At 67.9% G+C, this 12,148-nt stretch carries 12 protein-coding genes; 1 reads left to right on the top strand and 11 read right to left on the bottom strand.

All coding sequences use genetic code 11. The features are described from left to right. Positions 1-127 precede the first annotated feature (127 nt). Positions 128-601, bottom strand: coding sequence for a hypothetical protein (locus ACIP5W_RS30140; RefSeq protein WP_363087810.1), 474 nt, complete (start codon positions 599-601; stop codon positions 128-130). 348 nt (positions 602-949) lie between these two features. Here ACIP5W_RS30140 and ACIP5W_RS30135 point away from each other — a divergent pair. Further along, a protein-coding gene (locus ACIP5W_RS30135) for an IS5 family transposase (protein WP_401480282.1) occupies positions 950-1,827 on the top strand; the annotation gives its coding sequence in 2 pieces (ribosomal slippage) (positions 950-1,297 and positions 1,300-1,827; 876 coding nt in all). A gap of 165 nt (positions 1,828-1,992) precedes the next feature. Here the strand turns inward: ACIP5W_RS30135 and ACIP5W_RS30130 are convergent. The 10 genes from ACIP5W_RS30130 to ACIP5W_RS30085 all read right to left on the bottom strand — a co-directional run. Next, positions 1,993-2,178 carry a hypothetical protein gene (locus ACIP5W_RS30130; protein ID WP_401480280.1) on the bottom strand — a complete coding sequence of 62 codons (186 nt, stop codon included), beginning with the start codon at positions 2,176-2,178 and terminating at the stop codon, positions 1,993-1,995. 46 nt (positions 2,179-2,224) lie between these two features. Continuing rightward, positions 2,225-3,778 carry an ABC transporter substrate-binding protein gene (locus tag ACIP5W_RS30125; RefSeq protein WP_401480278.1) on the bottom strand — a complete coding sequence of 518 codons (1,554 nt, stop codon included), beginning with the start codon at positions 3,776-3,778 and terminating at the stop codon, positions 2,225-2,227. Then, positions 3,775-5,064: an acetyl-CoA carboxylase biotin carboxylase subunit family protein gene (locus ACIP5W_RS30120; protein ID WP_401480276.1), complete on the bottom strand. Its 1,290-nt coding sequence runs from the start codon at positions 5,062-5,064 to the stop codon at positions 3,775-3,777. The genes ACIP5W_RS30125 and ACIP5W_RS30120 overlap by 4 nt, the downstream gene beginning before the upstream one ends. A gap of 14 nt (positions 5,065-5,078) precedes the next feature. Continuing rightward, positions 5,079-6,299, bottom strand: coding sequence for a GNAT family N-acetyltransferase (locus ACIP5W_RS30115; RefSeq protein ID WP_401480274.1), 1,221 nt, complete (start codon positions 6,297-6,299; stop codon positions 5,079-5,081). Beyond that, positions 6,296-7,144 carry a PhzF family phenazine biosynthesis protein gene (locus tag ACIP5W_RS30110; protein ID WP_401480272.1) on the bottom strand — a complete coding sequence of 283 codons (849 nt, stop codon included), beginning with the start codon at positions 7,142-7,144 and terminating at the stop codon, positions 6,296-6,298. The genes ACIP5W_RS30115 and ACIP5W_RS30110 overlap by 4 nt, the downstream gene beginning before the upstream one ends. Next, entirely contained in the window at positions 7,141-8,394 is a 1,254-nt protein-coding gene (locus ACIP5W_RS30105; RefSeq protein WP_401480270.1) for an aspartate aminotransferase family protein, read from the bottom strand. The genes ACIP5W_RS30110 and ACIP5W_RS30105 overlap by 4 nt, the downstream gene beginning before the upstream one ends. Before the next feature lie 89 nt (positions 8,395-8,483). Further along, the gene (locus ACIP5W_RS30100) at positions 8,484-9,248 is read right to left on the bottom strand and encodes a creatininase family protein (protein ID WP_401480268.1); all 765 of its coding nucleotides are present in this window, start codon (positions 9,246-9,248) and stop codon (positions 8,484-8,486) included. Further along, positions 9,245-9,982 (bottom strand): SDR family NAD(P)-dependent oxidoreductase, encoded by a 738-nt coding sequence (locus ACIP5W_RS30095; protein ID WP_401480266.1) that lies wholly within the window; start codon positions 9,980-9,982, stop codon positions 9,245-9,247. The genes ACIP5W_RS30100 and ACIP5W_RS30095 overlap by 4 nt, the downstream gene beginning before the upstream one ends. Before the next feature lie 2 nt (positions 9,983-9,984). After that, positions 9,985-11,367, bottom strand: coding sequence for a 3-phosphoshikimate 1-carboxyvinyltransferase (locus ACIP5W_RS30090; protein ID WP_401480265.1), 1,383 nt, complete (start codon positions 11,365-11,367; stop codon positions 9,985-9,987). Between the two features lie 220 nt (positions 11,368-11,587). Next, the coding region (locus ACIP5W_RS30085) for an ISAs1 family transposase (RefSeq protein ID WP_401480263.1) at positions 11,588-12,148 on the bottom strand (561 nt) is incomplete at its 5' end.

Genomic DNA, 12,148 nt, shown 5'->3' with positions numbered 1-12,148 from the left:
GCGGGCGGGACAGCCGCCTGACAGGCCGTGAGCCCGATACAGAGCGCCCCCGAGCGTGACCACATCCCGCACACGCCATGCGGCCGAAAACGCAAACCGATCGTTGCTGGACAGCCTTTGATCATGGTCAGCTCCTGCACTGCTCCATTCGAATCGTCGTCGCATCGGGATCCGCAATTAACCCGCCCGGCTGTTTCGGATTGGCCAGCCCTGTAGGTAGCGGTACTTCGGTCGCGGCCAGTGCGCGATTGCTGGCGTGGCGGACCCAGAAGGTGCCATCCGACAAGACGAAGTGGACTCCTCTCAGAAGCCAGTCTTCCCCAGGGTTGCGGCGGGTGGCCTCATCTTTGACAGCAGCTTCCGGCACCGATATGGAAGTGCAGGGCGGCACCACCCCAAAATAGATGTAGTTGGCCCAGCTGGATTTCTGTTCCTTCATCTCACGGGTCTGCAAGAACATGGTCACCAAAACCGGGTCCAGAGTCCGATTGGCCACGGTGATGCTCTCACCGCCGTCTCCCCACCACGTTACGCGTGAGGCTGCGGCTCGCTGCTCCTTCTCGCCGTCCTCCTTGGACTGCGCGAGCTGGTCGTCAGCCACTTGAGCCGCCTTGTACGTCCCCCACGCTGTGATGGCCAGGCTCGCGGCTGCGACCACCGCAGCGAGAACGGCGGTATGACGCGCCCAGTCAGATCGCTGGTACCAGCGTCGAAGCCGAGCCCAGGCTCCCGAAGCCCTGGCTTCTCGCGCATGTGGGAGTGGCGGTCTCGTCGCCACCTGTCGGACACGTAACCGGGGCCGTCTTGGGGGCACTTGTCCTCACAGGAGTCCTATTTTACGGATGGTGGAACAATGAGGTACCACGAAAGCGACCCGAGCGGCACGAGAATGCACTCTTTTAGAGGATGTCTCACGTGGTGTGAGGTTGATGCGGCATGATGCCGTGCCATGGGTGTTGGTTTGTCGCAGCGGTTGGTTCCTGACGAACTCTGGTCACTCGTCGCACCGTTGCTGCCTTCGTTCACTTCCCGCCCGCAGGGCGGAGGCACGGCCCCTGTGGATGAGCGAGCGGTGTTCACGGCCGTGGTGTACGTGCTGACCAGCGGCTGTGCCTGGCGGCACCTGCCGGAGACATTCGGTGTCTCGCCGGCCACCGCCCATCGCCGGTTCTCCGCATGGACCAAGGACGGGCTGTGGCGGCGGCTGCACCAGGCCGTTCTGGACGAACTCGGTGCCCGCGGCGAGGTGGACTGGACCTCGGCGATCGTGGACGCGGCCTCCGTCCGTGCGAAAAAGGGGGATCGCTGACCGGGCGCAATCCGGTCGACCGGGACAAGAAGGGCAGCAAGCTCGTCGACCGGGACAAGAAGGGCAGCAAGCTCGTCGACCGGGACAAGAAGGGCAGCAAGCTCCATGTCCTGTCCGGCGCCCAGGGCCTCCCTCTTGCCCTTGGCGTCTCGGGGGCGAACGTTCATGACAGCCAGGCGCTCCTGCCGCTAGTGCTGGGCATACCCGCCATCCGCTCCCGGCGCGGCCCCCGCAGACGCCGGCCTGGCAGGCTCCGCGCGGACAAGGCGTACCACTCCGCCGAGAGGCTGAAGTGGCTGCGCGAGCGGGGCATTGTCCCGCGCATCGCCCGACCCGGCATCGAGTCCAGCGAGCGTCTCGGCCGGCACCGCTGGAAGATCGAGCGGTCGATCTCCTGGCTTTTCGGCTACCGCCGCCTGACCGTCCGGTACGAGCGAAAGGGCAGCCACTTCCTGGCTTTCCTCGGGCTCGCAGCGGCCCTGACCTGCTACAAGAAACTCGCAAAGCTCACCACGTGAGACACGCTCTGAGTAGGGTCGGGGACTGGCGCGGTGGCTTCCGCTCCGTTTCCAGCCCCCGACCCTACTGAGACAAACTACGAAGCCACAGGTCACCGACACGGAACCGGACATTCCAATTGCGGGCCTACAAGCAAGCAGTCCAGGGGCTCTACGTTGCTCGGGTCAACTCAGAACTGAACCTGTGCGCAGCTCAGACCACATACCGAACCGAACCTTGAAGAAGAGATCGTCCGCCCGCTCGGCCGGGCGTTTCTGGACAGAATAATCCTGGCGGTCGAGGCCAATATAAGCATCCACCGTATCCGTCATGTCGTCCGACGTATTGGCCGCATTGATTGATTCGGGCATTTCAAATCCTTTCGGCCATCAGGCGTATCCATGCCAGCACCGAAAGTCAGGGCTGGGGCCGGAACAGGCGCAGTACGGGTTCCCCAAACATGTCCACCACTGGTCCATCAATCCGGAAGCGTTCAAGATTCACCAAGTGGTACTGAACGCCGAACCAGAGAGGTAGCAAAGGAAGGTCGTCGCAGATTCTGGTCTCGGCCTCACGGTAGAGGGCGTGGCGCTCTGCAGCGTCGGCGGTGGCACGGGCCTTGTCGATGAGACCGTCCACGCCTGCGTTGTGGTAGCGAGTAAAGTTGTCGTCGCCGATCGATGCCGAGTGGAAGAGCGGGTACAGGAAGTTGTCGACGGACGGATAGTCGATCGCCCAAGTCATGCGGAACAACGTGTCCGCATGACCCAGCCAGGCCAGAAACTCGGGCCAGGCCATCGGGCGCGGAGTCACGCTCCAGCCCAGAGCCGAGTTGAGTTGATTCACGACAGCGGCCACCCAACTGTCGTGGCCGAGACCCGCGTTGTACGTGAAGTCGGTCGTGACGGGAGCGATGCCGTGCTCGTCGAGCAGTGCGCGCGCGGAGACGGGGTCGTAGCGGACGCCCGTGAGGTCCGCGTCGTCGTCACCGCGCAGCGCGGGCGGCAGGATGCGCTGGGCGATCGGCCGGGTACCGCTGAACGCGGAGTCGATGACGGCCTGCCGGTCGACGGCCATTGCAACGGCACGACGTACCACGGGGTTGTCAAATGGCTCTATGTCCACTGGGAAGCCGAGGTATTGCATGAGCGCGCAGGGCGTCCGGCGGAAGCGCTCTTCCAGGGGCAGGGCATCGGGAATCCGGGCAGGCGGGACCTTGACCACGTCGAGGTCGCCGCGGTGCCAGTCCTGGTAAGCGTCCTCCAGTTCCTCGTAGATGCGGAACTCGAGCCGGTCGAGGTGTCCGCCGCCGCCGTCGGGGAAGGCCGCGTTGTGCGCGTGGTAGCCGTCGAACCGCTCCAGGGCCAGGCCGTTTCCAGGGACCCACGGGTCGGCGATGCGATACGGGCCGGTGCTGACCGGGTGGATCCGGAAGGCTTCGGGGTCGCCCTCGGCGAGTTCTGCGGGGACCGCGGCAGTCACCCGGTGGCCGAAGACCGTCGGGATCTCGTGGAAGGGACGCACGAGCCGGATCCTGAGGTGGTGCGGGGACATCGCGGTCACTCCGTCCAGGACACGGGCCTGGCCCGAGCGCACCTCCTCGTAGCCCTGGACGCAAGCCAGGTGGTAAGCGAGCTTCGAACCGGTCTCGGGCCGTACCACCCGGGACAGCGAGTACACGTAGTCCGCTGCGGTCACCTCACGGCCGTGGTGGAAGCGGACGCCGGGGCGCAGGCGGAAGTCGACCTGGGTACCGTCCGCCGAGACCTCCCAGCGCTCGGCCGCCGCCGGTCGCGGTTCGCCCGTGCCGGGGTCGTAGTCCAGCAGGGGATCAGCGAGAAATCTGAGCAGGAGGGCGCCGTCGTGTTCGAATCCGTTGCAGGGATCGATCGAGGAGGGCTCTCCAATGAAGACCCTCACTCGTGAGGGAGCCGCGGCCTCGTGGTCCGAACCTGTTGTAGTGACGGTCATGGAGTGTGTCCTCCTGCGGTTTCCGGGCGGAGCTTGAACATTTCCGGAGCGGCCAGTCGTCCCGCGAGAGCGAAGATCTCCTCCGAGGTGTCGGCCACGGCCACCACGCGGACGAGATTGCTCGCCGTGCCGTCGGCGGAATCCACCACCGAGTTGCGGGCGGCGACGTGATAGACGCTGTGCATCCCAGGCACGGCCTGGAGCGTCTTGGCGTCCGGAGCCACATCGATGACGTGGCGGCCGTCGGGGGGCTGGGGCGTCAGGTACGCCGACCAGCGCCGGCACGTGACCTCGGTCCGCGGGGTACGGCCTACGGAGAGCCGGGCCAGGTTGAGTGGCAAGTCGTAGTCGGCGACCAGCAGCAGCTGTTCGGGGACGCTGCCGCCGACCCGGCCGTTCACCTCGATGATGCGTGGACCGTCGGCGGTGAGCTTCACCTCGGTGTGTGTCGCGCCGAACCGCACGCCCAGGGCTTCGTGCGCCGCGCGCACGTGCGCGATCGCGTCGGCTTGGTCCGCCTCGGGGCGGACGGCCGGGAGGATGTGGCCGTTCTCGCGGTACGGAGGAGAGAGCGGCAGTTTGTCGGAGACCGCCAGGACATGGACTTCGCCGTCCACCACCAGCGCCTCTACGGACAGGTAGTCCCCCAGATTCCCGTTCGCCTGCTCAGGATCGCCGACTAGTTCCTCCTCCAGCAGCATGACCGGCCGGTGGTGCGCGATCCGAGAGTCAGCGAGCGCGAGGTCACGGGCCTGCAGCCAGACGTCCGCCAGCACTGTCGCGCGCGGAATGCGGAACGTGGCCGAGCTTCCCATGCCGACCGACGGTTTCAGTACGGCGGGAAAGGTGCAGGAGGACACGGCGTCCGCCACGTCTTGCTCGGAATGCAGTTCGAAGACTGCCGGTGTGGGCAGCCCGCCGTACCGCAGCCGGGCGCGCTGCCGTCGCTTGTCCTGCAGGGCATCGAGGACGTCCGGCGGGTTGGCTGGGAGACCGGCACTGTGGGCGACGCGCTGGGCCAGGTGCACCACGCGCTCGCTGAAGGCGAGCACGCCGGCTGCGCCACTGGCGTTCACCAGGTCCGTCAGTGCCTGGGGAACATCCTGCGGTGTGTCCACCGCAACAAGCCTGCCGCCTGCGTCCTCGACTGCCCGCAGCACGACGGCCCGCCGTTCGCGAGCCGCCGCCGGTTCGACGTCGAGCCAGACCACCTGGACGGCGAACTCGTCGAGCAGCGAGGGCAGGTACAGAGAGGGGTGAGGTCCGCCCGGTGCGTCGGCGATCACGAGGGGAGGTTTGGTCATCGAGCCGCTCCTTCCTTGCGGTCCCGACCGCCCGCTGAGGGCGATTCCGGCAATCCGAGTTCCGAGCGCAGGGAAGCCTCTCGGGCCGCGAGGCGGAGTGCAGCTCGCTCGCGCAGCGGGGCGGGCCAGTGGACGACTCCGTAGAGCGGGACGGGTGTACAGCCGCGGGCGATTTTGGCGTCGTAGGTGCCGGTGCTGAAGAAATAGCGCTTGATCCCGTGCTCGATGCCCCACAGGATCGGCTCGTAGTACACGGCGTTGAAATACGTGAACCTGGTGTCGGTCGCGGAGTAGTCGAAGCCCGCGAGGCGCATGTATAGCCGTTCCCCGTCGACCAGACCAAGGCTCATGCCAATGGGCTGCCCGTCCTGTTCACACACGAAGACGCGCACCTGGCCTTCCACGGTGGCACGCAACTGGGCGTAGTCGCGCAGGATGGACTCGACCGTCCCGGCGACCCCGTAGCGTTCCCGCAGCCTCAGTTGCAGTTGTGCCGTGGCCTCGTCCAGCTCCTGGGTGCCGTACAGGACACGTGTGGTGATTCCTCCCTTGGCGAACTGTCTGCGCTCTCGCCGGACCATGCCGCGCCGCGACGTGCTCAGCGTGGCGAGGTAGTGCTCGAAATCGGGCCAGCCGCCGACCAGTTCGGTCTGCGCGGCTACGAGGAAGGGGGCGTCGGTGCCCAGCGCGTCGGCAATGTCCTGGGCGGCATCTTCGGCGAGGTAGAGGAACCCCGTCGCGACGCAGCCCTCCGCCTCGGCCACCTCCACGGCCGCACGGGCCAACGCGCCGCGCTGGGCCGAGCGCAGCGCCGCATCGGCCTCGGGGTCGGTCAGCAGCACGCAATGGCCCCCGGACACCGCTGCGACGGCGCTGGGGAACAGAGGGGCGGAGTCGGACACTGTGCCGGATTCCGTCCGCGCCTCCCCGGCCGGCTCGGCGTCCGCTGCCGGGCTGTCGAGGAGCGCCTGGAGGTTGTAGAGCGACATCACCTGGTCGTCGCGTACGACGCGCAGGGAGGCCAGGCCCACCGTTCGGCCTCGCTCGTCCTCCAGAGTGATGTGCCGCAGCAGGCCGCCCGAGGATGCCTCGCAGTAGCGCAACCACGCGGGCGAGTCGTACAGCGTTCCCGAGGCGAGGAGCGGTTCGAGCGCACCCAGCGGAAGATCGTCCACGCTGTGGTGGACCCGTGTGGTGAACAGTGCGGCAGGGGTCATGGATGCATCAGCCTTCCAGAGAGCAGGGACGTGACCTCGCCACCCAGCAGCACAGTGCCGTCGTCCACGATGCGCAGAAGCAGATGGCCTTGCCGGGTCGGGTCCTGGGACCCCTGGCAGACGCGGATGTCGCCGCGGATGCCGTCCAGCGCCGCCAGAGCCCCGACCCCCAGCACCGCCCCTCCGGTCGCGCTGTCCTCCGTGCCCGACAGGGACGTGGTGAAGACCCGTACGCGCCACTCATCGGCGCCGTCGGACGCCGACAGCACCAGGCCGTTGGTCCGTGTCCTGGCGCACAGTTCCAGGACGTCTTCCGCGTCGATCCGGATGGCCGCGAGCTGGCCGACGTCCGCGCAGCGCAGCTGGATTCGACTGCGGGACTGACGGATAATCACTGGCCTTGCTGCGAACGCCGGTTCCGCGTGGACGAAGTGCGGCCAGTCGGTCTCCTCCAGCTCGGGGGGCTCGGTGTCCTCCTGACGGGCCCAGCTGATGGGGCCCTCTCGGTGGACCACCAACTGCTCGCTGCGCTCGTGCCGTACGTACCAGGGGGTATGGTCCGGGACGTCCAGGGCGGTCAGCACGGCCAACGAGGTCTGCAGACACTGCTCGAGCTCCTCGGCCGGCGAGAAGGTGCGCAGTACCACACTGCCGGAGTCGATCGAGGTGATGAACGCCGTGTCCGGTACGCCCAGCACCTCGGCCGAGGCTGCCAGGTCGGCGACGGGCAGCCCAGGCGGGACCACCACGGTGTGGTTGCCGCCTGCCGTTCCACGTGTGAAGACCCGGCCCCACCACGTTTCACCATTCAGCAGTCCGGCCGACCGGTCCGTCCCATGGATCATCCGTTGCTCCTTACGGCGTCCGCCTCCGCTGTCAGGGCCTCGGCCAGAACGGAGACGGAGTGCAGCAGCTCGTCCTCCGAGATTGTCAGGGGCGGGGTCCACTTGATGACCGAGCCGTCCGCACCGCCCCGCAGGGCGAGCACACCGAGCTCGCGCATCCGGCGGACCACGGACTGAGTGAAGGAGCCCCGGTCACCTCCCGGCGCCGCCGCGACCCGGACCCCGGTCATCAGACCACGCCCGATCGTGTCCAAACGCACCTCCTGAACATCGAGGCCGCCCACAGCCCCGACCAGAACGTCGCCCAGCACGGCGGCGCGCTGCGGCAGTTGCTCGCCGAGCAGCGTGTCAACGACCACCGAGCCTGCGGCGCAGGCGACAGGATTCGCGGAGAACGTGCTGGTCTGGCGCAACGGCGGGACGGCCTCGAGCAGGTCCCGGGGCCCGGCGACCAGCGAGACCGGCAATCCACCGCCCAACGCCTTGCCCAGCACGAGGAGATCCGGCACCACGTCCTCGTGCTGGAAGCCGAACATCGCCCCGGTGCGGCCGAATCCAGTGAAGATCTCGTCGACGATCAGCAGCATGCCGTGCCGTGCGGTGAATTCGCGTACCTCGGAGAGCAGCCCCGGAGCGGCGGCCTGCATACCGCCGGCGCCCTGGACCGTCTCCACGATCAGGCCTGCCACGTCGCCCGCGCCGAAATCCTGGTGCTCCAGGATGCGTTGGCCGAAGTCGTGGCCCGGCTCCGGGACCGCTCCAGGCGGTACGTAACCAGGCGCAGCGGAGTACGGCAGGGACAGTCCGGCCACGGGGATCTCTGTGACCATCGAACGGAAGGCCGCGTTGCCGGTCACGGCCAGCGCACCTGCGGTCTTGCCGTGGTAGCCCCCGAGGAAACCAAGGACCTGACGTCGGCCGGTCGCGGCGCGCGCCACCTTCAGGGCAGCTTCCACGGCCTCGGACCCGGTGGTGCACCACAGCAGGACCGGATCGTCCCAGGGCAGCAACGGGGCGAGCCGCTCCGCCAGGTCGGCGCGCGCCGGGCAGCCGTACTGCCAGCCGCCGTGCGCGAAGGAGGCCAGCTGCTCCTGCATCGCCGACAGGACCGAAGGGTGCCCGTGTCCCAGCGCGAGGACGCCCGATCCTGCGGTGAGGTCGAGGTACTGCCGCCCGTCCTCGCCCCATACGGTGCAGCCTTGAGCGCGTGTCAAGGCGATGCCTATGTCGGAGCGGATCGTGTGTGCCATAGAGGGACTTTCCCGGTGTATCAACGTGTCCAGGGCTCGTCCTGTGGCGGGTTCTGGCGCGGTGGGCGCCGTATCTGCGGGTTCGGTGATCAGAGCCATCCGCGCTCCTTGACCAATGCGTCCACCCGGGCGACGAGGGCCTCGGTGATGGCTTTGCCCTTCTCTGCGGTGGCGGCGCGTGGATCTCCGAGGACCCCGGACGGCACGTCCTCAGGGCGGAAACGCACCACGTGGTGGGCGCGCTTGCTGACATGAAGGTCATCGCGGGTCAGGTCGCCGCTCGGCAAGGTGCCTGCGGCTACCCGGTCGGTACGCACACGCTCCGGATACCAGTGCAGGAATACTGAGGTGAGGCCCTCCCCGCCGTGCGACTCGCTGGTGGAGTCCGACACTTCGCGGATGACGTCACTGACCAGCTGCGCCCACTCGACGACGACCACATCGGTGTCGTGCTGTTCCACCAGCGACCGGGCGGCGACCAGCAGGGGTTCGTGATTCTCGTCGTGCCCGTTGAGGATCAACAGCCGGTTGCTGTAGGGCACCACCGTCTGGGCCATGGCCTCTACTTGTCCGGTCAGTACCGAGGCGGGGACGCGTTGGCTGCCGGGCCAGTCCTGGAAGGCGTGTAGCACACCTGTGCGCACGCTGCCCAGGATCACGGCGCCGTGTTCGGCGGACGAGAGCTCCGCGAGCCGTTCCACCACCAGGGTGTCCGCGGCGAGCGGGAGGTGCGGTCCGTGCTGCTCGGTGCTACCGGTGACCAGCAGCCAGTAGGGAACGCCGGGTGCCCGGTCGGCGAACTCTGTCCAGGACAGGTCCTCGAGCCGGGTGGGGTCTACTGAAGTCGTCGTCACGACAGTCGTCCTCCGTCGACGATCACGGTCTGACCCGTGATGTAGCTGTTGAGTGGGGAGAGCAGGAAGGAGATCGCATCGGCCACCTCCGCCGCCTCGGCCAGTCGGCCGACCGGTATTTCCTGCCGGTAGTGGGCGATGGCCTGCGGCGAGTCCGGCCAGTCCGGGTTGGCGATCTTCCCTGGTGACACGTCGTTGATCAGGACGCCCTGGTGTGCATAGCGCACACCGAACGTGCGCACCAGAGCGGCGACGCCCGCCTTCGCTGCCGCGTACGCCGATCCGGCCGTCGTTCTGCCGGTGTGCGCGGCGGCTGAGCCGACTGCCACCACCCGTCCGGAGCCGGTGGCAGCCATGGCCGGGACCAGCGTTCGCAGCAACAGGAAGCAGCTCGTCAGATTAGTGTCCAGGACCTGTCGGAACAGTTCGGCCGGAACCTCGTTCTCCGGAATCGTGGAGCCGTCCTCTGCCTTGGGCGACCAGCCGTGACACATCACCAGGCCGGCAGGGGCTCCGCGCTCCGCCAGCAGCCGGCCGAGGGCCTTCTCCAGCGCACTCTCGTCAGCCAGATCGACCTCGATCAGGACGGCCTCAGGATGCCGGGGAGGCGTGCGGTCGAGGACGACTACATGGTGGCCTTCGGCCAGCAGCCGTTCCGTCACTGCCGAGCCCAGGAATCCGGAGCCTCCGCTGACCACCGAGTACCGGCCGCGATCGTTTTCGGCAGCCTGCACAGTCACAACACATCCACGGAGACGTAGCGGGCGAGATCATCGAGGGCGCCGGGATGCGATGTGGCCGCGGAGGAGACCCCCTGCAGTTCCGTGGCTCCACCCGAGAGCAGGGCCAGGACGAAGGCTGCGAAGACCACCCGGTGATCAGAAGGAAGGCTGATGTGGCGCGGCACCGACGGCCGGTGGGGCTCGACGACCAGTCCGTCGGCCGTGGCCTCGGCCCGCGCCCCGAAGTCGTGCAGCAGTCGGACCGTCGTGGCGATCCGGTCGGTGTCCTTGTCCCGCATCTCGCTCGCGTCGCGGATGACCGTGGGGCCTGTGGCTGCCGTGGCGAGCGCGGCAACCAGGGGTAGTTCGTCGATGGCGCTCTGCACCAGCAGCGGTCCGGCGACCTCCGTACCGGTGAGGTCCGCCGGCAGGCTGACGACGAGGTCGGCCACCGGCTCCGGGCCCTCGTCGGCCACCGGCAGTTCATGGACCCGGACGCCCATGGTGCGCAGGATACGCAGGAATCCCGTCCGGCGTGGATTCACGCCGACCCGGCGCAGCGTCAGCTCCTGGCCCGCCTGCGGCGAGGCCAGGTGCATTGCGATGAGCAGAGCGGCACCCGACGGGTCTCCGGGTACGGCGAACTCGAACGCGCGTGGCCGGCCCGGGGTGACAAGCAGTTCGGTATCGCTTTCCGTCACCGGCACGCCGGTCCAGCGCAGGAGGCGCTCAGTGTGGTCTCTTGCAGGAGTACGGCGGGTGATGCGCACCGGCCCGGATGCCTGTGAGCCAGCGAAAAGCAAGGCCGACACCGGTTGGGCGGAGTCCACCGCAACGTTGACCGTGCCCCCGCTCAGCCGACTGCCCCGCACCCGGACCGGTAGCCGTCCCGGTTCCCCCAGTTCTGTGAGGTCGGCGCCGAGCTCCCGCAGCGGCTGGACAACCTCTGCCATGGGGCGCATACGCAACAGTTCGTTGCCGGTGACCGTGCAGTCTGCTCCACTGCCCGCCAGGATTGCCAGCAGCAGCCGCGAGGTGGTCGCGCTGTTCCCGGCGTCCAGGACCAGACCCGAGCCCCGCAGTCCATCCAGAGTCCGGCCGGTGATCTCCGCCGTGGCGGGACCGGTGGCCCTGATCCCGACACCCAGCGAGGTCAGCGCGCGCAGATTGGCGCGTACGTCCCGACAGTCGGCGAGACCGTGGATCCGGGAGGTGCCGTCGGCCAGAGCGGCGAGCAGGGTGGCTCGCTGGCTGATTGCCTTGTCCGGGTGCGGGGTGAGGTCCCATCGCCTACCGTCCCGGGCGTGCGGGACATGCAGGCGGATCCGGTCCGCAAGCTGCCCGACGGGGCCGAACAGCTGAGACATGAGCGGCTCGTCCGAAATCACAACGGTCATTGGTGCCTGCTCATCGACTCGATCAGTTCGTCGTCGTCCAGCGGTCGCTCCAGCCGCTCGCCGACAACCGGCGGGTGGGGTACGTGCCCGGGCTGCTGCTGCGCGTAGCTGGTGTAGCGATGCCTCTTCCGCTGAAGCCCCAGGCTCTCTTCAGGGATGAAGGTCTCCTTGGTGATCTGCAGGTCCCAGGGTCCTTTGCATGATCGAGGTCTGTCCGGGTTCATCCGGTGATGCCCAGGGCGGTCAGGGGCCTTCGCCAGTCGCGGGCGGTGTGGCGTAGGGCGGCGGCGATGTTGGTGTGGCCGTCTTGACGGTGGACGCCGATGGCGAGGTTGCGCAGGCTGGCCATGATGCGCGGGAGACGGCCGGCATGGATCTTGGAGTCGTCCTCGCGGAACGTGCGGTCGCGGACGTGGTGCAGAAGGTTTTCGATCTTCCAGTGCCCTCTGATCCAGTCGGCGAGCTGGGCGCCGGTGGCCGCGCCGGGCGGCAGGCTGGTGATTAGGTAGACACGCTCGATGGTGAGCTTGCCGCTGGTGAAGTCCTTCCTCCAGCGGACGACTTGAACAGCCTGGCGAGCATCGGGGTAGTGGAGGTGTGCGAAGGCGGCGGTCTTCAGCCGCCGGATCTCCAGGCGGTGGTGGGCCCGCGTGCGGTCGTGGTGGTCGAGCGTGATCTCGCGCCAGGGCAGTCGGCGGACGCGGTCGAAGAGGCCGGGATGGTTGGCCTTGACCTGGGCGATGTAGTGGGCGCCGCGCTCACGGAGGTAGGTGCCGTGAGC

Source organism: Streptomyces sp. NPDC088766 (assembly GCF_044750845.1).
In the GTDB taxonomy this organism is placed as follows: domain Bacteria; phylum Actinomycetota; class Actinomycetes; order Streptomycetales; family Streptomycetaceae; genus Streptomyces.
This window is presented reverse-complemented; position numbering and strand designations above follow the sequence as displayed.

What these genes read in the sequence shown, in the direction of transcription:
- ACIP5W_RS30130 (WP_401480280.1), bottom strand. Translation starts at nt 2,178, where the DNA reads ATGCCCGAATCAATCAATGCGGCCAATACGTCGGACGACATGACGGAT.
- ACIP5W_RS30125 (WP_401480278.1), bottom strand. Translation starts at nt 3,778, where the DNA reads ATGACCGTCACTACAACAGGTTCGGACCACGAGGCCGCGGCTCCCTCA.
- ACIP5W_RS30115 (WP_401480274.1), bottom strand. Translation starts at nt 6,299, where the DNA reads ATGACCCCTGCCGCACTGTTCACCACACGGGTCCACCACAGCGTGGAC.
- ACIP5W_RS30110 (WP_401480272.1), bottom strand. Translation starts at nt 7,144, where the DNA reads ATGATCCATGGGACGGACCGGTCGGCCGGACTGCTGAATGGTGAAACG.
- ACIP5W_RS30105 (WP_401480270.1), bottom strand. Translation starts at nt 8,394, where the DNA reads ATGGCACACACGATCCGCTCCGACATAGGCATCGCCTTGACACGCGCT.
- ACIP5W_RS30090 (WP_401480265.1), bottom strand. Translation starts at nt 11,367, where the DNA reads ATGACCGTTGTGATTTCGGACGAGCCGCTCATGTCTCAGCTGTTCGGC.